The organism is Nocardia sp. alder85J (genome assembly GCF_020176955.2).
Classification (GTDB): Bacteria; Actinomycetota; Actinomycetes; order Mycobacteriales; family Mycobacteriaceae; genus Nocardia.
On sequence record NZ_JAIUCZ020000001.1, the window covers coordinates 996,669 to 1,018,197 of the forward strand.

Annotated in this window: 13 protein-coding genes; 4 read left to right on the top strand and 9 right to left on the bottom strand. The window is 70.9% G+C overall.

Annotation, left to right across the window (positions count from 1 at the left end; all coding sequences use genetic code 11):
* Positions 1-7: 7 nt before the first annotated feature.
* Positions 8-1,138, bottom strand: a complete 1,131-nt coding sequence (locus LBW94_RS04625; protein ID WP_225058630.1) for an aminotransferase class I/II-fold pyridoxal phosphate-dependent enzyme — start codon at positions 1,136-1,138, stop codon at positions 8-10.
* Between the two features lie 185 nt (positions 1,139-1,323).
* Here LBW94_RS04625 and vioC point away from each other — a divergent pair, with 185 nt between their 5' ends.
* From vioC to LBW94_RS04640, 3 genes are all read left to right on the top strand, one after another.
* A complete protein-coding gene (gene vioC, locus LBW94_RS04630) occupies positions 1,324-2,352 on the top strand; it encodes an arginine beta-hydroxylase, Fe(II)/alpha-ketoglutarate-dependent (protein WP_225058631.1) in 1,029 nt (342 codons plus the stop codon).
* An 82-nt stretch (positions 2,353-2,434) separates the two neighbouring features.
* Positions 2,435-3,781, top strand: coding sequence for an MFS transporter (locus LBW94_RS04635; RefSeq protein WP_225058632.1), 1,347 nt, complete (start codon positions 2,435-2,437; stop codon positions 3,779-3,781).
* A 10-nt stretch (positions 3,782-3,791) separates the two neighbouring features.
* Positions 3,792-5,132 carry an MFS transporter gene (locus tag LBW94_RS04640; RefSeq protein ID WP_225058633.1) on the top strand — a complete coding sequence of 447 codons (1,341 nt, stop codon included), beginning with the start codon at positions 3,792-3,794 and terminating at the stop codon, positions 5,130-5,132.
* Positions 5,133-5,262: 130 nt separating this feature from the next.
* Here the strand turns inward: LBW94_RS04640 and LBW94_RS04645 are convergent, their stop codons facing one another.
* The 8 genes from LBW94_RS04645 to LBW94_RS04680 all read right to left on the bottom strand — a co-directional run bounded on the left by LBW94_RS04645 (position 5,263) and on the right by LBW94_RS04680 (position 21,166).
* Positions 5,263-14,613: a non-ribosomal peptide synthetase gene (locus LBW94_RS04645; RefSeq protein ID WP_225058634.1), complete on the bottom strand. Its 9,351-nt coding sequence runs from the start codon at positions 14,611-14,613 to the stop codon at positions 5,263-5,265.
* Between the two features lie 19 nt (positions 14,614-14,632).
* The gene (locus LBW94_RS04650; protein WP_225058635.1) at positions 14,633-15,388 is read right to left on the bottom strand and encodes a thioesterase II family protein; all 756 of its coding nucleotides are present in this window, start codon (positions 15,386-15,388) and stop codon (positions 14,633-14,635) included.
* A gap of 62 nt (positions 15,389-15,450) precedes the next feature.
* Positions 15,451-16,686 carry an alpha/beta fold hydrolase gene (locus LBW94_RS04655; protein WP_225058636.1) on the bottom strand — a complete coding sequence of 412 codons (1,236 nt, stop codon included), beginning with the start codon at positions 16,684-16,686 and terminating at the stop codon, positions 15,451-15,453.
* The gene (locus LBW94_RS04660) at positions 16,683-17,645 is read right to left on the bottom strand and encodes a chlorinating enzyme (RefSeq protein WP_225058637.1); all 963 of its coding nucleotides are present in this window, start codon (positions 17,643-17,645) and stop codon (positions 16,683-16,685) included. Before LBW94_RS04660 ends, LBW94_RS04655 begins: the two co-directional genes overlap by 4 nt.
* 44 nt (positions 17,646-17,689) lie before the next feature.
* Positions 17,690-17,965, bottom strand: a complete 276-nt coding sequence (locus LBW94_RS04665) for an acyl carrier protein (protein ID WP_225058638.1) — start codon at positions 17,963-17,965, stop codon at positions 17,690-17,692.
* Entirely contained in the window at positions 17,901-19,526 is a 1,626-nt protein-coding gene (locus tag LBW94_RS04670) for an amino acid adenylation domain-containing protein (RefSeq protein WP_225058639.1), read from the bottom strand. The genes LBW94_RS04665 and LBW94_RS04670 overlap by 65 nt, the downstream gene beginning before the upstream one ends.
* A gap of 55 nt (positions 19,527-19,581) precedes the next feature.
* Positions 19,582-20,745: an aminotransferase gene (locus tag LBW94_RS04675; protein ID WP_225058640.1), complete on the bottom strand. Its 1,164-nt coding sequence runs from the start codon at positions 20,743-20,745 to the stop codon at positions 19,582-19,584.
* 19 nt (positions 20,746-20,764) lie between these two features.
* Positions 20,765-21,166 carry a type II toxin-antitoxin system VapC family toxin gene (locus tag LBW94_RS04680; protein WP_225058641.1) on the bottom strand — a complete coding sequence of 134 codons (402 nt, stop codon included), beginning with the start codon at positions 21,164-21,166 and terminating at the stop codon, positions 20,765-20,767.
* Between the two features lie 129 nt (positions 21,167-21,295).
* Here LBW94_RS04680 and LBW94_RS04685 point away from each other — a divergent pair, with 129 nt between their 5' ends.
* On the top strand, positions 21,296-21,505 hold the full coding sequence (locus tag LBW94_RS04685; RefSeq protein WP_266269870.1) for an MbtH family protein: 210 nt from the start codon (positions 21,296-21,298) through the stop codon (positions 21,503-21,505).
* Positions 21,506-21,529: the final 24 nt, after the last annotated feature.

Sequence of the window (21,529 nt, forward strand, 5' to 3'; positions counted from 1 at the left end):
AACCGGTTCAGGCGACCACACGCAGGTCGCGGTACGACGCGGCCAGTGCCGCGGCCCCGGCCTCGATCACGTCGAAGGGCCGGGCCAGCGACAGCCGGATGAACCGCAGGCCCTCGTCGGGAGCGGCCCAGTGGAACGGTGCGCACGGCAGGACGTGCACGCCGCGGGTCAGGATGTCCTTGTAGAGCAGCGACGAGTCGGGGCCGTCCTCGGGCAGCGCGATGCGGGCCACGCTGATCTCCGAACGCGGGTCGGCCAGCCGCAGCCCCACCGGTTCGATCGCCTCCCGGACCGTTGCCCGGTTGCGCTGCACCAGATCCCGGGCCCGCTCGTAGCCGCCGGCGATCCAGTCGGCGGCCAGCGCGGTGACCAGTTGCAGCACGACCGGCGACGCGGCGAGCAGGGATTCGGAGAAGGCCCGCTCGATCGGCAGCCGGTTCCGCTCGCTGTAGGCCAGCATGCCGATCTTGAGTTCGTGCACCGGCCACAGCTTTCCGGTGTCCTCGATGGTGATCCACTCGGCGCCCGCGGCATCCAGGATCGCGTAACTGTCGTACTGGGCCGCGCGGACCTGACCGCGGAAGCTGGCGTCGATGATGACGATCTGCCCGTGCCGGGCCGCGTGCGCGGCCAGCGATCGCAGATGCGCCTCGGGAGTGATCAGGCCGGTCGGGTTGTTCGGATGGGTCACCACGATCGCGCGCACCGGTGGCAGCGGCCAATCCTGGTGCAGCAGCTGCTCTTCCGACATCGGCTGCAACACCAGGCCGCGGGTGGCGAACAGGTCCGCGATGTTGTCGAAGGTCGGGTGCAGGATCGCGATCCGCGCGCCGTGCGGCAACGCGCGCGCCACGATGTCGGTGGCCAGGGTGGAGGAGTAGCAGCTCAGGATGCGGCCGGTGCCGACCGGCGCGCTGTGCTGGCCGATCGCGGCGAGGAAGGCGGCGTGCGCCTCCCGCTCGATGTCCCGGAACGGCCGGCGCGTCGCCGTGGCGAACATGCCGGGAAGCTCCGCGACGATGCCGGCCTGTTGCGCGGACAGGCCGAGTCTGGCGTGTCCGTCGGTGAGGTTGAGGCCCGCGCCCGGATCGGTCAGCGCGTCGACCTCCATGATGGTCAGATTGGGAAGTTCGGTCATGAGAACACGTCCCTCGTACGTTGCCTGCCTACAGCTGGGCGGCCCGGTGGCGGGCATGGAGAGCCCGCCTGCCTGGAACGGTAGGCGGAGCCCCGGCCGGGCACTTGTCCCTTCTATCGGGGACCGATGCAGGTGTGGCCCGCGCTCGTATGCTCCGGATGTTCCCGGGTGAAAGGAGCGAGAGCGTGCATCATCTGGCACTGACACCGGACGACAACGAGGCGGTGCTCGCCGTCGTCGCCGCGTCGGCCGCCGCCTACGAGCGGATCGAGGATCCCGAATTGATCCGGCGGGCACCGGTATTGGCTCGCGCGCTGCCGGAGCACATCCTGGAATTCCTGGAGCGGTTCCGGGTCGGCGAACCGTCGGCGCTGTGCCTGATCTCCGGCCTGGACATCGATCAGCAGCGGCTGGGCCCGACGCCGCGGCACTGGCACGACGTCGGCGAACAGCGTTCGCCGGTCTTCGCGCAGGAGATCTTCTTCCTGCTGTGCGCGTCGGTGCTCGGCGACGTGTTCGGCTGGTCGACCCAGCAGGCCGGTCGCATCATGCACGACGTGCTGCCGATCAAGGGGCACGAGAACTACGAAATCGGTTCCAACAGTGTGCAACACCTGTCCTGGCACACCGAGGACTCGTTCCATCCCTGCCGTGGCGACTACGTGGCGCTGATGTGCCTGAAGAATCCGGACGAGGTGGCGACCACGGTGTGCGACGCCGCGGATCTGGACTGGTCGGCGCTGGATGTGGACGCGTTGTTCGAGCCGGAATTCACCCAGATGCCGGACAATTCGCATCTGCCGTCGATGGACGGCCCCAGCGGGGACGCGACCGTGGACCGGCTGCGGACGCGCAGTTTCGACCTGATCCGGTCCTGGAACGACCGGCCGGTCAAGCGGCCGATCCTGTCCGGCGCGCGGGACGACCCGTACATGGCGCTGGACCCGTACCACATGAAGCTGGACGGCTGGCCCGAGCGGTCGTTGCAGGCGTTCGAGGCGTTGTGCGCGCAGATCGAGGGGAATCTGCGCAACGTGCGCCTGCGGCCGGGGGACACGGTCTTCATCGACAACTTCCGGGCGGTGCACGGCCGCAGGTCGTTCCGGCCCCGCTACGACGGTTCCGACCGATGGCTCAAGCGCCTCAACGTGACTCGCAATCTGCGCGGGTCGCGCGGGTGGCGGCGGGCCCCCGACGACCGCGTCATCTACTGACTGTCCTGTAAATCGGGGAGGCGCGGGCGGCCGCGCGCGCGACCATCATGAAGCCGACGGCGCCGGACCGAGAGGAGCGACCATGAGCACGGTCGACACCGAGCCCGCGGTGCTGCCGCACGGGGTTCGCACATTCGCGATCCTGTCGATCGGGCAGTTCGCCGCGATCTGCGGGGTCACGCTGCTGAACTTCGCGGCGGCCTTCTCGGTCTACCGGACGTATTCGCTACTGGTACTGGGGATCATCTACGCGATGCCGTTCGTGATCCTGGTGCTGGCCTCGCCGCTGACCGGTGCGCTGGTGGACCGCTGGGGGACCCGGCGCGCCCTGCTGGTCAGCAATGCCGGCGGGCTGGCGCTGGTGGCGACGCTGGTGCTGCTGCCGATCGAGCACACCGTCCCCGCCTGGCACGGGCTGATCATCATCGTCAGCGTGCCACTGCTGAAGGCGCTGCTGCTGCCGGCCTACGAGGCGTCCGTGCCGTTCCTGGTGCCCAAGCGACACATCGGCCGCGCCAACGGAATGCGGATGTTCATGAACGGATTCGGCGCCGCGCTGGGCCCGATCGCCGCCGGACCGGCGCTGGACGCCGTCGGGATGACCGGCGTCGGCCTGATCGCGGCGGCGACGGTCGGTCTCGGCCTGGCCACCGTCTGGTTCGCGACGATTCCCGCCGCGCCGCAACCGGATTCGACCGGATCCGGGCCGGCCGCGCTGTTCGCCGAATTCCGGGTCGCCTGGGATCGGGTGCGGGCCCGGGGCGGACTGGTCGACCTGCTGGCCTTCTTCGCGGTGGTGAGTTTCGGCATCGGCTTCGTCGAGGTACTGCTGCCGCGGCTGGTGGTCGGCTTCGGCACCTCCGCCGAACTGCGGGCCGTGCTCCTGGTCGCCACCGCCGGGATGCTCATCAGCGGTGTGGCCGTGACGATCTGGGGCGGGCCGCGCCGCCGGGTCCGGGGCCTGTTCGAGTTCTCGCTGCTGCTGGCGGCGGCGATGGTCGTCGGCTCGGTGCGGCCGGATGTCGCCTTGATCGCGGTGGCCGCCTTCGTCTTCCTGTCCTGTACCTCGGTCATCCTCGGCAATGTGCAGACCCTGCTGAATGTGAAGGTGGAACCGGAGTTCCAGGGCCGGGTGATGGGGCTGAAGAACGCCGTCTACGGCGTGGCGCTGATGGCCGGTAACACGCTGGCCGGCTTCGGTGGTGGCGTGTTCGATCCGCTGGTCGGTCACGACCGGGTGAACTCCGGTGCGCTGACGCCGCTGATCGGCGGCGGCCCGGCCCGGGGTTTCGCGCTGGTGCTGATGGTGACCGGAATCCTGGTCGCGCTCTTCGTGATCGCCGCCTACCGCTCCCGGCGGCTGCGCACGCTGGAGGCGGATCTCCCGGATGTCACCCCCGAGGATCTCGCCGCGCGGCCCGAACGCTGAGGAGTTCGCCGTGACACCGCCGCCGAACGGTTTCCGCGCCTTCGTGATCCTGTGGTGCGGACAGTTCCTGTCGCTGATCGGATCCGGGCTGTCCGGCTTCGCGCTGGGGGTGTACGTGTACCAGATCACCGGCTCCGCGGCGACTCTCGGCCTGATCTTCGCGCTGGCCGCACTCCCGTTCCTGCTGGCCGCCCCCTTCGCCGGTGCGCTGGTCGATCGCTGGGGAGCCAGACGTGCACTGCTGGTGGGGAATTCGGGTGCGCTGCTGGTGATGTTGACGCTGGCCGCGCTGCTGCACACCGGTGCGTTCGCGCCGTGGCAGATGATCGTCATCGTGGCCGCGTTGTCGATGGTGTCCGCGCTGACCGCTCCCGCGTTCGACGCGGCCGTCCCCCTGCTGGTCCCGAAGGACCAGATCGGCCGCGCCAACGGAATGCGCCTGGTGGCGTTGGCGACCAGCCAGGGCCTGGGGCCGGTGATCGCCGGATTCCTGTTGCTGGCCCTCGGCATCGACGGCATCGTGCTGATCGACTGCGTGTCGTTCGGCTGCGGCATCGTGTCCCTGCTGTTCGTGGTGATCCCCCGGGTCCGGCCGCGCGACACCGCGACCGCGGCCGGATTGGCCACGCTCCTCGCGGATTTCCGCCTGGCCTGGCGCTACATCGCGGCCCGCCGCGGACTGGTGGCACTGCTCGCCTTCATGGCGGCCCTGGAATTCTGCGCGGGCTTCGTCGACCTGCTGATCAACCCGCTCGTCCTCGCCTTCGCCTCTTCCGGGGCCCTCGGCGCCGTCCTGTCGATCGGCGGCGCCGGCATGATCGCGGCGAGCGTAGCGATGACCGTGTGGAGCGGCCCGCGCCGCCGGGTCCGGGCCCTGCTGGGATTCTCGATGCTGCTCGCGGCCGCAACGGTGCTCGGCTCGCTGCGTCCGAGCCTGCCCCTGGTGGCGCTGGCCGCCGTGATCTTCCTCGGCGGCCTCGCCGTCGTCATCGCCTGCAACCGCGCCATCTGGCAGACGAAGGTGGAACCCCAGCTCCTCGGCCGCGCGATGGCGCTACAGGGCATGGTGGCCTCGGTCCCGCAACTGATCGCCTTCGCGCTGGCGGGCTGGGTCTCCGGAAACCTGTTCCTGCCGTTGGCGGGCCGGCGGCAGGTCCGCTCCCCGCTGCTGTCGGTCCTGGTCGGCCACGGCCCCGATCGCGGATATGCGTTGCTGCTCATGGTGATCGGCATCCTGCTCGCCGTGTGTGTCACCGCCGCGTGGCAATACCCGCGACTGCGCCGGCTCGAGCACGAACTGCCGGATGTCACCACGGCAGACCTCGCCGATCCGGCCGTGGCGCAGAACTGATTCCGGTCGGCGACATCCGTGCGCCGGACGCGCGGATCGTGGCGCGCACCGACAATGACGATATCGGCAGTCCCTCGCCGGACGGCATCGTGACCGCGAGTGTCACTGCTCGCCATCCGGTCCGTGCAGCTCACCGATTCCAGCTGTGCAGCACTGTTTCTCGTTCCCCGGCCGACATGATCTCGATGTCCTCGGCGAGGGTGTCCGGGTCGGCCAGGCCCGCGGTGAGGGCGGCGGTGTAGTGGTCGGCCAGGCGGTGCATGCGGTCGGCGTCGAAGAGTTCGGTGGAGTATTCGAGGGTCAGTTCCAGGTGGTCGCCGGTGTCGGAGGCGTTGATCAGGATGTCGAAACGGGCGAAGTCGTCCTCGGATTCGATCGCCGAGGCGGTGACGCCGCCGAGATGCAGCGCACCGGCCTGCGTGTCGGCGGGCTGGAGGGTGAAACTGATCTGGAACAACGGGTTGCGGCCGCCGACACGTTCCGGTTGCAGGGCGTCCACGACCATGCCGAAGGGGACGTCCTGGTGGTCGGCGCCGTCGAGGACCACGCGGTGGCCGCGCTGGATCACCTCGGCGAAGGTCGGGTCGTCGCTCAGGTCGGTGCGCAGCACCAGGGTGTTGGTGAAGTAGCCGACCACCGGTTCGATCGCCGGTTGGGTGCGGCCGGAGAAGATCGAGCCGACGGCCAGGTCGTCCTGGCCGGTGTAGCGCTGGAGCACGATCAGCAGCGGGGCCTGGAGGACCGCGAGGAACGACACCCGGTGCTGCCGCGCGTAGGCGCGGGCCGCCGTGACCAGGTCGTCGGGGAGCGGCCGGTCGAAGGCGGCGCCGGCGCCGGTCGGTTCGGCCGGTCGCGGGCGGTCCGTCGGGAATTCGACGGTCGGCAGGTCGGCGAGGGCATGCCGCCAGTAGTCCAGTTGCCGGTCCATTTCGGCCGAGCCGAGCTGATTGCGTTGCCAGACAGCGTGATCGGCGGGCTGGACCGGCACCGGAGGCAGTTCCACACCGGCGTACAGGGCGGTGAGTTCGTCGGCGAGGATCGCCGCCGACCAGCCGTCGGCGATGATGTGGTGCACCACCAGCACCAGCGCGAACTCGTCTGGTGCGGTCCGGGCCACGGCGGCGCGGAACAGCGGTCCGGTGGCGAGGTCGAACGGCCGATACGATTCGCGCTTGGCCCAGTCCACGACCTCGTCGGAGGTGAGGTCGGTGATCGGGAGCGCGAACTCCTCGGGTGCGGGGTCGACCACCTGACGGGGGAGGCCGTCGTGGTCGACGAAGCGGGTGCGCAGCGCCTCGTGCCGCCGGAGCAGGCCGAGGACGGCGCGGCCGAGCGCGGCGACGTCCAGCCAGCCGTGCAACCGCATCGAATACGAGAGGTGATAGGTCGGCGCGGTCGGGTCCAGCCGGTGCAGGAACCACAGGCTCTCCTGCTGATAGGTGCAGGGCAGCCGGTCGCGGCCGAGGACCCGCTCGATGGGAGCGCGGCCGGAGACGGTCTCGGCACCGTCGAGCCGATCCGCGATCTCGCCGAGGGTGGGGCCGGTGAACAGGTGCACCAGATCCAGTTCGACGTGCAGATGTTCGCGGATGCGGGCGATCAGCTGGGTGCCGTGCAGGGAATTGGCGCCGAGATCGAAGAAGTTGTCCGCCACGCCGACCCGGTCCACGCCGAGCAGGTCCTGCCACTGGGTGGCGAGCCAGATCTCGGTGGCCGTGCGCGGCGCGACATGGATCTCGGTGCGCCGCACGGGGTCCGGGAGCGCGGCGAGGTCCAGTTTCCCGTTGTGGGTCAGCGCGATCTCCGGCACCGCCACGAATGCGGTGGGAATCATGTGGCCGGGCAGTTTCGCGCCGAGATATTCGCGCACGTCGCGGGGGTCGGCGCCGCCGACGACATAGGCGGTGAGGTGATCGTCGCGCAGCAGTACCACCGCCTGCCGGACCCCGGGATGGGTGCTCAGCTGGTACTCGATCTCACCGAGTTCGATGCGCAGGCCGCGGAGCTGGACCTGCCGGTCGATGCGGCCGAGGAATTCCAGCACGCCGTCGGAGCGCCACCGGGTGAGGTCGCCGGTGGCGTACATCCGCCGGCCGGGCCGGTCGCCGAAGCGGTCCGGCAGGAATTGCGCCGCGGTGAGCGCCGGCCGGTTCAGGTAGCCTAGCGCCACACCGGAACCCGCGATGTAGAGCTGGCCCGGCACCCCGACCGGGACCGGTTCCAGCCGCTCGTCGAGGACGTAGGCGTCGTGGCCGGGCATCGCCGTGCCGATCGGCAGTGGGCCGTCCGGCAGGTCACCGACGCAGGGGTAGTCGGTGCAGATCACCGTGGTCTCGGTCGGGCCGTACGAGTTGTGCACCGCCAGTCCCGGCCGGATCCAGCGGGCGGCGAGTTCGGTGGGGAGCGTGGCCCCGGCCGAGAACACAGCCCGCAGTGCGGAATTCGTGAAACGCCGCGGATCGAGCAGGGCCAGGATCGCCGGCGGGATGTAGGCGACGGTGACCCGTTCGCCGAGCAGCAGTTCGGTCAGCGCGGCCGGATCGTTGACCACCTCGGCGGGTGCCCCGACGATGGTCGCGCCGGCGAAAAGGGTGGCGTAGCAGTCGAAGACGGTCATGTCGAAGGCCGGATTCGCGATCTGCGGTATGCGGTCGGCCGCGGTGAGGCGCAATTGGCCGACGGCGTTGTGGCAGTAGCCGTACGCCGCGCGGTGGGAGACCAGCACGCCCTTCGGCGCGCCGGTCGAGCCCGAGGTGTAGACCAGGTAGGCGCCGGCGTCGACCGGTACCTCCAACTCCGGTGGGGTGTCCGGATGTCCGGTGAGGTCGAGGTCGTCCAGTTGCCACACCGGGGCCGGTCCGGCGGCCGCGCGGGCCGTGCCGAGGTGCCCGGCGGTGGTCAGCACCACCGGGGCCGCGACGTCGGCGATCTGGAAGGCCGAGCGCGACACCGGATGCCGGGCATCCAGCGGCATCCAGGTGGCGCCAGCCTTCATGATCGCGAGTTCGGCGACGATCAGGTGCGGTCCGCGGTCGAGCAGGACGGCCACGACATCGCCGAGGTCGACGCCGTGCGCGCGCAGGGCGTGCGCCAGCCGGTTCGATCGCTGCTCCAGCTCACCGTAGGTCAGCGTGTCGCCGCGGTATCGCATCGCGACGCCGCTCGGATCGTGTCCGGCCGCGATCCGGTGCAGCAGGCCCGCCGGATGCCCGGTCGACGGCGGATTCCATTGCCGGAGTACCTGTTCGCGCTCGGTGGCGGACAGGACGGCCAGGCCGCCGACCGGGGTCTGCGGCGCGGCGAGGCCCTGGGTGAGCGCGGCGGTGTAGTGGTCGAGGAAGCGCCGCATCCGGTCGGCGTCGAACAGTTCGGTGGAGTACTCCATCGACAGCTGTGCGCCGTCGCGGGTCTCGCTGACGTCGATCACGATGTCGAAGCGGGCGAAGCCGCCGGTGAGGTCGATCGGCTCGGCGGTCACCGCGCCGAGGTCGAGTTCCGCGCGGAGATCGGCCGGCTGGAGGGTGAGGCTGATCTGGAACAGCGGATTGCGGCCCGCGACCCGTTCGGGCTGCACGGCGTCGACGACCAGCCCGAACGGCACGTCCTGATGGTCGGTGGCGTTCAGCACGGTGTCGTGGCAGCGCCGCACGAGCGCGGCGAAGGCGGGGTCGCCGCCGAGGTCGGTGCGCAGCACCAGGGTGTTGGAGAACAGGCCGACCGTCGGTTCGATCTCGGGCCGGGTACGGCCGGAGAAGACCGATCCGATCGCCAGGTCGGTGCCGCCGGTGTAGCGATGCAGTACCGCCAGCAGTGCGGCCTGTAGCACCGCCAGCAGCGAGACTCGCTGCGTGCGTGCGTAAGCCGTTGCCGCGGCGAATATCTCGGGTGCGAGCGGACGCTCCAGGCCCGCGCCGGCACCGGTCGGCGCGGCGGGCCGGGGCCGGTCCGCCGGGAAGTCGATCGGGACCGGGTCGGCCAGTGCGCGGCGCCAGTAGTCGATCTGACGGTCGAGTTCGCCGCGGTCCAGATGGTCGCGTTGCCACACCGCGTGATCGGCCGGTTGGATCGTCGGCGCGGCCGGCGACTCGCCGCGGTACAGCGCGGTGAGTTCGTCGCCGAGCAGCGCCGCCGACCAGCCGTCGGCGACGATGTGATGCACGACGAGCACCAGCGCGTGATCCGCGGACCCCAGCCGGGCCAGGACCGCGCGGAACAACGGCCCGGCGGCGAGGTCGAACGGCTGCGCGATCACGCCGGTGGCCCAGGGCTCGAGCTCGGCCGGTGGCAGATCGATGACGGGCAGGCCGGTCGCCGGGGGCGGTGGGCCGACGACCTGCCGGGGTACGCCGTCGATCTCGAGGAATCGGGTGCGCAGCGCCTCGTGGCGCTCGATCAGTGTGTGGATCGCGTCGCCGAGCGCGGTGACGTCGAGTGGTCCGCGCAACCGCAGCGCGAAGGGGATGTGGTAGACGGGCGAGCGCGGGTCCATCCGATGCAGGAACCACAGCCCCTCCTGCGCGGGGGTGCACGGCAGCGGGGAGCCGTCGCGTGGCAGCGCGACGATCGCGGTCCGCCGGGACTCGCCGGCGGATTCGGCGATCCGCGTCGCCAGTTGCGCGAGCGTCCGGCTGTTGAAGAGGTGGCGCAGATCCAGCTCGAGCCCCCACTGCTCGCGGACGCGCGCGATGAGCTGCGTGCCGTGCAGGGAGTTGCCGCCGAGATCGAAGAAGTTGTCGTGGACGCCGGCCCGCACGACACCGAGCAGTTGCTCCCACTGCGCGGCGAGCCAATTCTCGATATCCGTTCGCGGCGCGACGTATCCACCGGACTGCGCCGCCGGAACCGGCAGGGCCGCGGTGTCGAGCTTCCCGTTGGCGGTCACCGGCAGCGCCGGCAGCGCGGTGAACGCGACGGGAATCATGTAGACCGGCAGCCGCCGGGCCAGGTGCTCGCGCAACTCGTCCGGATCGGTGTCGCCGCCGGCGTAGTAGGCGACCAGGTTGTCGTCGCGGACCAGCACCGCGCAGTGTCCCACCGCGGGGTGGCCGCCGAGCACGTACTCGATCTCACCGAGTTCGATGCGCTGGCCGCGCAGTTTGACCTGACGATCGGCGCGGCCGAGATATTCGATCACCCCGTCGGGCCGCCACCGGGTGAGGTCGCCGCTGGCGTACATCCGCCGGCCCGGGACACCGGCGTACGGATCGGGGAGGAAGCGCTCCGCGGTCAGGCGGGTGCGGCCGAGATAGCCGGTGGCCACCGGGCCGCCGATGTACAGCTGGCCCGCGACGCCGACGGGCACCGGCCGCAGCCGGTGGTCCAGGATGTAGGTCCGCATGCCGGTGATCGGCGGGCCGATCGGCACGGTGGCCGCGCCGGGCTGACACTGCCACGCGGTGACGTCGATCGAGGCCTCGGTGGGGCCGTAGAGATTGTGCAGTTCGACGGTCGGCAGCAGGTCCGGGAAACGGTTCGCGACCAGCGGCGGCAGCGCCTCACCACTGGCGAAAATGACACGCAGGCACCGCAATTCGCCAGGATCGAGGCCCGCGGCGACGGCGTCCAGGAACACCTGCAACATCGAGGGCACGAAATGTGCGACGGTGACCCCGGTGGTCGCGATCAGGCCGTGCAGATAGCCGGGGTCACGGTGACCGCCGGGGGCGGCGACCACCAGGGTCGCCCCGGTTGCCAAGGGCCAGAAGAACTCCCACACCGACACGTCGAAGGAGTACGGGGTCTTCTGTAGTACCCGGTCGGCCGGGCCGAGCCGGAACGTGTCCTGCATCCACGCCAGCTGTTTGTGCACGCCGCGATGCGGCACCACCACCCCCTTGGGGGTGCCGGTCGAACCCGATGTGTAGAGCACGTAGGCGGGACCGTCCAGCGGGACCTCGGCGGCCGGATCCATCGCGGATCCGGCGGCCAGCGCCGCGCGTTCGCGGTCCAGCTCGAGCGTCGGCGCGGTGATCGCGGCGGCGAATCGGCTGTGCGTCACCACGATCGGCGGCGCGGCGTCGGCTAGCATGTATGCCAGCCGGTCCGGCGGCAGGTCCGGTTCCAGCGGCAGGTAGGCGCCGCCGGCCTTCAGCGCGGCGAGCAGCGCGACGACCATGTCGGCGCCGCGTTCCAGGCACACCCCGACGGGTTCGCCGCCACCGATCCCGTGCCGGCGCAATCGGTGTGCGAGCCGGTTGGCCGCAGCGTCCAGGTCGCGGTAGGTCCAGGTGGTGCCGTCGTGATCGAGGACGGCGGTGGCGTCCGGCGCGGCCGCGGCGGCGGCCGCCACGAGATGGTGGATCGGCCGCGCGGGCCGCGGGTCGCCGGTGTCGTTGAAGGCCCGCAACACCTCCGCCCGCTCGCCGGCCGGCAGGATGTCCAGATCCGCGACGGTCGTCCCGGGGGCGGCCAGGCCGCGGGCCAGGGCGGCGGTGTAGTGGTCGAGCAGTCGTTCGATGCGGTCGGCGTCGAACAGTTCGGTCGAGTACTCGACCGACAGCTCCAGGCGGTCCCCGGCGTCGGCGGCGTTGACGAGGATGTCGAATCGCGCGTAGTCGTCGGCGATCTCGATCGGCGTCGCACGTACCGCGCCGAGCGCGAGTTCGGTGCCGGTGCTGCCCGGTTGCAGGGTCAGGCCGATCTGGAACAGCGGGTTGCGGCCGGTCACCCGTTCGGGCTGGACCGCGTCGACGACCACGCCGAACGGGATGTCCTGATGGGCCGAGGCCTCCCGCACGGTGACCTGACAGCGGCCGATCAGCTCGGCGAAGGTGGGGTCGCCGCCGAGGTCGGTGCGCAGCACCAGGGTGTTGGCGAAGAATCCGACGACGGATTCGAATTCGGGCCGGGTGCGGCCGGTGAAGATCGACCCGATCGTGAGATCCCGCTGACCGGTGTAGTGGTGCAGCACGGTCAGCAATCCCGCGTGCAGGACCGCGAGGAAGGACACCTTGGCGGTGCGCGCGTAGGCGCGGGCCGCGGCCGTCGCCTCGGCGGACAGCAGTCGCGCGGTCGCCGCGCCGGCGCCGGTGGGTTCGGCCGGCCGGGGCCGGTCGGCCGGGAAGTCGACGGTCGGCAGGTCCGCCAGCGCCGCTCGCCAGTAGCCGGTCTGCCGTGCGAGTTCGGCCTCGTCGAGCCGATCATGTTGCCGGACAGCGTGATCGGCGGGTTGCAAGGCCGGCGGCGGCAGGTGCGCGCCGCCGTACAGCAGGGGAAGTTCCCCGGCGAGGATCGCGGCCGACCAGCCGTCGGCGACGATGTGGTGCACCACCAGCACCAGCGCGTGGTCGTCGTCGGCGAGCCGGGCCAGCGCGGCCCGGAACAGCGGCCCGGTGGCCAGGTCGAAGGGCCGGTGCGCTGCGGCGGCGACCCACGATCCGAGCCGGGCCGGATCCACCGCGTGCACCGGCAGCGTGAATTCGGCCGGGGCCGGATCGATGATCTGCCGGGGGCGGCCGTCGTGCTCGGTGAATCGGGTGCGCAGCGCCTCGTGCCGGGTCACCAGGGCGAGCAGGGCTCGTTCCAGATCCGGCCGGTCCAGCGGGCCGCGCAGCCGCAGCGCGAACGGGACGTGGTAAACCGTCGACGCCGGGTCGAGCCGGTGCAGGAACCACAGGCCCTCCTGCTGCCGGGTGCAGGGGAGTGCGCCGTCGCGTGCGACGGGAACCTGATCATCGGCGATCGCGACCGGTGGTGAGTTCGACCCACCAGCCGTCGGCACGGGCCGTGAATCCGATTCACCAGCCGCCGGGACAGGCCGGGAATTCGCCTCGCCCCGGCGTTCACGGGCGGCGCGCTTCGCGGCCAGACGGCGTTCCAGTTCGGCGATCTCGTCGTCGAGTTCGTCGAGTTCGCCGGTCTCGGCCGAATCGGCCGGGGCCAGCGCCGCGGCCAGTTCGCGCACGCTGGGATGTTCGGCGAGCAGGCCGATGCTCGCCCCCTCGATGCGGCCGGCGACCCGCACCGCCGCGAAGGAGTCGCCGCCGAGATCGAAGAAGCCCACCGTGACGTCGATGTCGGGGATCCCGAGGATCTCCGCGAACACCGCCGCGATCGCGGCCTCCGCGGGAGTGGCCGGCGGGGTCGGCACGGCCGGAATCTCCCGGGCCACCGGCACTTCCGGCGCCGCGGCCCGCTCCGGCCGGGGACCGGCGGCGGCCACCACCGTCTCGACGAGGTCGGCCTCGACGATCGCCGCCAGCGTGCGGTGCAGGCGCGCCAGGATGTCGTCGGCGAAGCCGGGCTCGAAACGGTTGCGGTGGATCAGCAACTGCATCTCCGACACCGGCTGCGGCGCCACGGTCAGGGTCAGCGGCACATCGATCTTGTCGTACAGGGTGTCGACCTGGAAGGACAGCGGCGACGGCGCCGCCTGCGGGCCGCCGTCGGTGACACCGTCGATGACCAGCGAATAGTTCTCCAGCACCAGCAGACTGTCGAACAGCGGCTGTCCCGGCGCGCCGGCCCACTTCTTGATGTCGGCCAGCGGGGTGTACTCGTAGCGGCGCATCGCGGCATAGGTGCGTTGCAGTTCGTGCAACCACGCACCGAGCGCACCGGCGGCCGGGACGGTCACGCGCATCGGCAGCGTGTTGGCGAACAGGCCGATCATCCGGTCGACCTGCGGCAGCTCCGGCGGCCGGCCGGATGTGGCGCAGCCGAAGACCAGTTCGGCGTGACCGGTGTAGACCGGCAACACCACCGACCACACCGCCTGGATCACGGTGTTGAAGGTGACCCGGTGCCGCGCGGCGGCCCGCCGCAGCCCCTCGGTCAGCTCCGGCGGCAGTGCGACGATCCGCCGCTGCACCGCGCCGGTGCCGGCCGCCGGATCCGCCGGTCCGGCGTAGGTGACCCGGCTGGGCCGGACGCCGGCCAGCGCCGTGGTCCAGAACGCCTGTGCGCGAACCGGATCCTGGCGCTGCAACCATGCGATGTAGTCCCGGTAGGCCGGCACCGGCGGTGGCGGTGGGGTGCCGAGGGTTTCGCTGCGGTACCGGGTCATCACCTCGTCGAGGAAGTTCGGGATCGACCAGCCGTCCAGCAGCACGTGATGGTAGGTCCACAGCAACGCGTGCCGGTCGTCGCCGAGCCGGATCACCTGCAACCGTTGCAGCGGGACCACTTCCGGATCGATACCGGCAGCGCGATCCTCGGTCTGCAAGTGCGCCAAGCGTTCCCGCTGCCGGTCGTCGTCGTCACCGGACCAATCGTGGTGCCGCACCGGCAGTTCGACATCGCGGTGCACCACCTGTAGCGGCTTGTCCAGACCTGCCCAGTGGAACGAGGTGCGCAGCACCGGATGCGCCGTCAGCACCGACTGCCAGCCGCGGACCAGCGCCGCGGTGTCCAGCGGTCCGTCGATCGCGTAGGTGTGCTGGCTCAGGTACATGTCGGCGGCGCCGTCGTACATGCTGTGCAGGAGCATGCCCTGTTGCAGCGGTGTGAGCTCGTAGATGTCCTCGACGTCGCCGTTGTGCACCGGTAGTCCCTTCGCTCGATCAGAGAAGTTCGCGCACGATGGTCCGGATGACCTGGGCCTCGGCGTCGGCGGCCAGGAAATGCCCGCACGGCAGCCGGTGCAGCTCGAAACCGGCGGTGGTCTCGGTGCTCCAGCGGGCCATCAGTTCGGGGGTGCCGACCGGGTCCGCCACGCCGGCGAAGCCGACGATCGGCAGGTCCAGCGGTTGATCCGGCCGGAAGTCGTCGGTGCTGATCACCGTGAGGTCGGCGCGCAGCGGCGGCAGCAGGGCCCGCAGCAGCTCCGGCTGGTCCAGCACTTCCGGTGGGGTGCCGCCCATTTCGCGCAGATAGCCGATCAGGCCGTCGTCGCGGTTCTCCCACGGCCAGTCGCCGCGATCGGTGTCCGGCGCGGGATCGCAGGCCACGTAGAGCCGTTGCGGCGGCGGCAGTCCGCGCTCGCGCAACTCGTACGCCACCGCGCGCGCCACCCGCGCACCCATGCTGGTGCCGAACAAGGCGTACGGCCGGTCCAGCGCCGGTTCGACCACCTCGGCGAATTCGTCCACCAGCAGCGTCATCCGGTCGATCGCCGGTTCGGCGAAGCGATCGGCGCGGCCGGGCAGTTGCACCGCGATCGGCTCCACCTCCGGCGGCAGCAGTCGCGGCCAGGCCCGGTACTGCGCCGCGGTGCCGCCGGCGTGATGCCAGCAGAACACTCGGATCCGGGCCCGATCGTCGGTGCGGCCGAATCGCTTGAACCAGCGGCGATCCAGGTCCCGCGCATTCCCGTTCATCGACACCCCCGTCTACGCACCGGTTGTGCCTGACGGTATCGACAGACCGATTCGTGAGGTTGTCACAGGAATCCAGGACAGTCGGCGATGAAGTCGATCGCGACCCGTACCAGCGCGTCGTCCGCCTGGAACAGCGCGATGTGGTCGCCGTGCGGCCGGACCCGCAGCCGCGCGTTCGGCAGGCCCGCGGCCACCCGCCGGGAGCCCTCCGGCGCCGCGGTCACGTCGTCGGTGCTGGTGACCACCAGCACGGGTTGTTTCACCCGATCCAGGTAGCGTTCGACGTCGGCGCCGGTGAGGCCGGTGTTGACCCGGCAGTACCGGTAGAACAGTTCGGGATTCGCGAACGGGTACAGCACCAGGTGCGCGAGTTCGCGGGGGGTGCCGTTGAGCGCGGTCCGGTAGAACATGGCCTGGATGGCGGCGGCGGTCGAGCGGCCGGACGCCGCCATGGTCATCAGCTCGATCAGGTCCTGCTGATGGTTGGTCGTCGGGCAGTTCTCGGCGAACCCGTAGGCGCCGTGCCACAGGCTCAGCGACGCGATCCGCTCGGGCCGCGCCGCGGCGGCGGCCAGCGCGATCACCGCGCCGCCGCACTGCGCGACCAGGTGCGCGCCGGTGAGGCCCGCGTGATCGAGCACGGTGAACAGGTCGGCGGCCTGGGTGTCGATGTCCACTGCGAAATCGCCGGCGTGGCCGGAGGCATCGAACAGTCCCCGGCTCTCCCAGGTCAGCACGTGGCGATCGCGGGCGAGCAGGCGCAGCCACGATTCGATCAGCGCGGCCGGCATGCCGCAGGCCGGAATCAGCACGACGGGCTCGTGTTCGTTCCCGGTCCCGGCGCGGTACACGTTCAGCGGTACCCCGTCGGCGGCGGCGATGGTCCGTTTGGCATACATCGTGTCGAAGCCCGCCGCCACCGCCGCGGCCGCCACCCGGTCCACGTCGGCAGGTCGTAGCCACGAGACTGCCTCCGGCCCGGCGAGATCCGCGGCGATCCCGGCCAGCCCGAGCCGATCGCTGATCACCTGTTCGAAGGCGCCGAGCTCGCCGGTATCCGGGACCAGCGTGAGGCCCGTGACCCCGGCGTGCCGGGCCACCCGGGCCAGCAGACCGGCCAGTTCGGCCCGCATGCCGCCGCCGGTCGATCTCGTCCCGGACTCGAGCAATGCCGTTGCGGCGGTGCCGGATTCGGCCGCCGTCACGCGGATCGGCCCGGCCAGCTCCGCGGCCAGCGGCTTCACCGCGAGGACCGCCGCGGTGAGCCGCGCGACGGCGCGGTCCGCGGCGCGCGTCACGGCCGGTCGCGCCGCCGGGCCGGGAACTCGTGGCCCTTGGTGGTGTGGGTGACCTTGCGGTTGTGGGTGTAGCGGTCGACACCGGCCACCAGCACCGTGCCGTAGTCCCGCAGGCTGACCCGGCCCCCGTACTCGTCGACGTCGTCGGTGTCCGGATAGACCTCCACCGCGGTCGGCACGTACCGGCCGGCGAAGCCCAGCCGCATCGGCTTGTCCGCCGCGCTGTGCGGTTTGGACGAATGCATCATGGTGGACCAGAACATGACCGCCTCGCCGGGCTGCATCACGATGGAGACGGCCCGCTCGATCGGCGGCCGCCAGTCCGGATCCTTCTGCAACTCCCGGTAGTCGTATCCGTAGAAGCCGCGGTTGATGCCGTCCTTGTTCTGCTGGTTGATCTTGTCCGGCTGGTAGTGCATCTCCTTGGATTCGTCGTAGTACATCGTCCGCTGGGTGCCGGGGATGAACTGCAGGCAGCCGGTGTCCTCGGCGGCCTCGGTGAACGCGGTCCAGACCGTGAGGGTGCCACCGAACTCCTTCTCCGCGGCGGGCCAGAGGATCTGCGGTTTGCCGGACGCGAACGCGAAGGTGTCGGCCTGATGCCAGTCGGTGCCCTCGTCGCCGGGGTACTTCGGGAAGAACTCCGAACGCCAGCAGAGCACGTCGGGGCCGAGCACGGCGGTGAGCCGGTCCACGATCTGCGGCCGGCAGATGTGATCGGCGAGGAACGCCGAATCCAGGTGGCGGTCGTAGTTCGCGATATTGGTGTTGCCGGCCTGCGCGTCACCCTCGTCGTAGACGGCGGCGCTGCGATCCATCAGGCGCAGCCGCTCGCGGCGCCACAGCCGCCGCATCTCGTCGGGCTCGTACACCTGGAACGGGCCCAGATAGCCCTGTTCGTGGAAGCGGGCCACCTCCTCCGGGCTCGGGGTGAAACTCTGCTGGGTCGCATGTGTCATCGTCGGTTCTCCACTCCGTGTGCGGAAAGCTGTTCGGGGATCGGTCATTCCGGCGCCGGCGCACCGAGCAGTTCCAGCACCAGCGCCGCGAGCGAGTCGACGGTGGCGTCGTCGAGTTGCTCGACGTCCACGGTGACCCCGTACTGCTCGTTGATCAGTGCGACCGCCCGGATGAACGCGAGCGAGGTCACGCCCTGATCGAACATGTCGACGACCGGGTCGAGGTCGTCGCGTTCGGTGACGGTCCGGACCGTGTCACCGATCCACTGCCGTATGCCGGCCAGATCCCGCGCCGGCGTGGTCGTCCTCCCGAAGGGCATCGTGATTCACCTTTCCCTGCGGCGTCATCGGAATCTCCGAGACGACTTTGTAATAGGACGGACGGAGATGCCGGGGCAGCGCGGCGCGCGCATGCCGCTGGGCAGCGGCGATGAGCTCCGCGTCGGTGAGCCGGCCGGCATTCGTCCCGGACGGCACCAGGTAGGCGGCCAGCACCACCTCGCCGTCGCGGCTGACACGGGACGTGACGACCGCGCGCGCGATCGTGCCGGCCCGGCACAGACACGCCTCCACCTCGCCGGGTTCGATCCGGTAGCCGCGGATCTTCAGCTGGCCGTCGGCCCGGCCCAGATAGATCAGCTCGCCGTGCTCGCGCTGCGCGCGATCGCCGGTGCGATACAGGCGTGCACCGTCGGCGCCGGCGACGAATCGCTGCGCGGTCAGCGCCGGCCGGTTCAGGTATCCGCGGGCCAATCCGGGTCCGGCGACGTACAACTCGCCCGGTACCCCGTCCGGGACCGGCCGCAGGTCGTCGTCCAGGACGTCCACGCGCAGATCGGGAATGCCGGCGCCGATCGGACTGCGTCCCCCGGTCCGCGCGTCGGCGGCCGTGATCGGCCGATGGGTGCAGTGCACGGTCGTCTCGGTGATGCCGTACATGTTGATCAGCGCGGGCCGCCGGTCGCCGTGCCGGTCCAGCCAGGCCGCGAGCGTCCGGGGGTCCAGCCGTTCGCCGCCGAAGATCACCAGCCGCAGATCCGGGCCGAAGGGGTGGTCGTCGCGTTCGCCGACCGGCAGCGCGGTGATCGACTGCTGGAACGCCGACGGCGTCTGGTTCAGCACCGTGACGCGGTGCGCGCGCAGCAGCGATACCAGCAATTCCGGTGAGCGGGTGACGGTTTCGGGCAACAGCACCAGGCGGCCGCCGAACAGCAGCGCACCCCAGATCTCCCACACCGAGAAGTCGAAGCTGATCGAGTGGAACAGGGCCCAGGTGTCGTGCTCGCCGAACCGGAACCACGGCCGGGTCTGCTCGAACAGCCGCACCACATTGCGGTGTTCGACCATGACCCCCTTGGGTTTTCCGGTCGACCCCGACGTGTAGATCACATAGGCCAGGTCGCGGTCCGAGGCCGGTCCGCGCGGTTCCGGTACCGGCCGGCCGTCGCCGGTCTCGTCACCGTCGAGCCACACGATCGCGGGGTGCCGGCCGGTCAGCACGTCCGCGGTGTCGCGGGTGGCGACGACCAGCGGTGGCGCGCAGTCGGTCAGCAGATGGCCGACGCGCTCGGCGGGGTAGGCGGGATCGATCGGCACATAGCCTCCGCCGGCCGCGAGAATGCCCAGCATGCCGGCGATCGCCTCCGGGCCGCGGCGCGCGCACAGTCCCACCGGCACGTCCGGCCCCACCCCGAGTCCGATCAGCCGGTGGGCCAGCCGATCGGCGCGGGCCGCGAGTTCGGCGTAGCTGATCGACTCCTGCCGCGTCGACAGTGCGATCCGCTCCGGATGCAGCCGGACCCGCTCCCGGAAGATGGTGTGCAGATTGCTGCCGCGGAACACCACGGATTTCCCTTCACCGAGGGCCGACGCTACGTCCACTCACGCTAGGGAGGCCGCGGTCCGGGACGCAGTCACATGAATCGGCGACCTCGGGTCAGCGACCTGCGGCGGAGGCGGCCAGCCGGTCCGCGAGGCCGGTCAGCGCGGCCTCGTCCGCATTGCTGAGACTGACCCGGAGGGTGCCGCGATCCTGCGGCAGGAAGGCCGTGCCGGGGATGAGCAGCGTGTCGTGGGTGAGCACCAGTTCGCGGACCACGTCCTCGGTGGGCCGCGCTCCGAAGGGATGCCGTATCCACCCGAAGAACCCACCGGCGGAGAGCATTTCGTAGCCGCCGGGCCGACCGGCCAGGGCCGCGGTGAACCAGCGCCGCCGGTCGGCCATGTCGGCGGCCCGCGCGCGCCGCCACGCACCGGCCGCGGTGAGACCGGCCAGCGCGGCCTCCTGGCCGATGCGCGGCGCGCAGATCGCCACGCAGTCCAGCAGTTTGGTGACCTCGCGGCCGAGTTCGGCCGACGCGATCACCGCGCCGACCCGATAGCCGGGAATCGCCAGATCCTTGGAGAAGCTGTGCAGGCTGACGACCGTGCGCGGCCAGTCCGGATCGGCGAACAGCCGGTGCGGCGGCGCGTCGGTATCGCGGAACGAGCGGTAGGTCTCGTCGACGATCAACGCCACCCCGTGCCGGGCCGCTACCTCGGCCAGCGCCGCGATCCGCGCCGGCGGCACGGTCACGCCGGTCGGATTGCCCGGTGTCACCAGGAGCACGGCCCGCGTGCGCGGGGTGATCAGCGCGGCCGCCGCCTCCGGGTCGGGGATCAGATCGGGACCCGGTTCCAGATAGACCGGCACGATGCCCGACATCCGTAACCACATGTCGTGGTTGAAGTAGTACGGCAGGACGACCACGATCTCGTCGCCGGGACCGGCCAGCGCCGATGCCACCAGGCAGAACGCCTGGTTGCAGCCGGCCGTTACGACGACCTGGCCCGGTTGCACCTCGCCGGCGTACGCCGCGGCGATCTCCGCGGCGAAAGCCGCACGCAGGCCGGGCAATCCGGCGATCTCGCAGTATTCCCCGCCGCGCGGGTGCCGGGCGGCGGCGACCACGGCCTCCACCACCTCCGGGGCCGGTGGATACTGCGGCGCGGCCTGCGCCAGGTCCAGCAGCTCGCGGGTGCCCGCGCGCCGGTCGAGCAGGTCGTAGGCGAGGCCGATCGGGGAGTCGACGGCGGCGACGGTCCGGGGGTTGAGAAGCATGCGGAACTCCGTGCTCGGGTCAGGGGCGCAGCAGCTCCTCCGGGGTGGCGATGCCAACCAGAGTCGCTGCCGCGGTGGATAATTCGGTGTCGAAGGTGACGAGCGCATCGGCCTGCAACCGGGTCAGCGCGATATATTCGGCCCGGTAGGTGTCCGGCCAGCCGAACGACTCGGCGATCTTCCAGGCGTTGTCCTGCATCGAGCGGTCGCCGAGCAGCCGGATGTTCAGCCCGCGGACGCCGTCGAGGATCTTCCGGGCCGCCTTCTGCTCGGTGTCGCCGCGGCGGACCGCGCCGTACACCAGCGCCAGCGCCTGGGACCGCAGCAGCGTGGGGGCGACCAGCCGATGGTGGGCCGGAATCGCCGCGCCGAGGGTGGCGAGATGGACGGCTACCGGTGCGTCGATGACGAATCGGGTCATACGAAGTACCTTCGCACGGACCGCGGCGATTCCCGATGCGCCACAACTGTCCTCGATTCACGTGACAACGCCGGCGCGCGCGGGCTGGATACCGTTCCATCGAGGTGGTTATCGACTTCGGAGGTCGCTGTGAACCCGTTCGACAATCCCGACGGCATCTTCGTCGTATTGGTCAACGACGAGGACCAGCACTCCCTGTGGCCGGTGAAGCTGGAGGTGCCGGCCGGTTGGCGGCAGGTCTTCGGCGCGGCCGGCCGGCAGGAGTGCCTGGACTACGTGGAGCGGAACTGGACGGACATCCGGCCGCTGAGCACCCGGCGGACGGTCCCGCAGAGCTGATTCCGGATCCGGCGCGCGTATCCG

What these genes read in the sequence shown, in the direction of transcription:
- LBW94_RS04625 (WP_225058630.1), bottom strand. Translation starts at nt 1,138, where the DNA reads ATGACCGAACTTCCCAATCTGACCATCATGGAGGTCGACGCGCTGACC.
- LBW94_RS04635 (WP_225058632.1), top strand. Translation starts at nt 2,435, where the DNA reads ATGAGCACGGTCGACACCGAGCCCGCGGTGCTGCCGCACGGGGTTCGC.
- LBW94_RS04650 (WP_225058635.1), bottom strand. Translation starts at nt 15,388, where the DNA reads ATGAACGGGAATGCGCGGGACCTGGATCGCCGCTGGTTCAAGCGATTC.
- LBW94_RS04660 (WP_225058637.1), bottom strand. Translation starts at nt 17,645, where the DNA reads ATGACACATGCGACCCAGCAGAGTTTCACCCCGAGCCCGGAGGAGGTG.
- LBW94_RS04665 (WP_225058638.1), bottom strand. Translation starts at nt 17,965, where the DNA reads ATGCCCTTCGGGAGGACGACCACGCCGGCGCGGGATCTGGCCGGCATA.
- LBW94_RS04675 (WP_225058640.1), bottom strand. Translation starts at nt 20,745, where the DNA reads ATGCTTCTCAACCCCCGGACCGTCGCCGCCGTCGACTCCCCGATCGGC.
- LBW94_RS04680 (WP_225058641.1), bottom strand. Translation starts at nt 21,166, where the DNA reads ATGACCCGATTCGTCATCGACGCACCGGTAGCCGTCCATCTCGCCACC.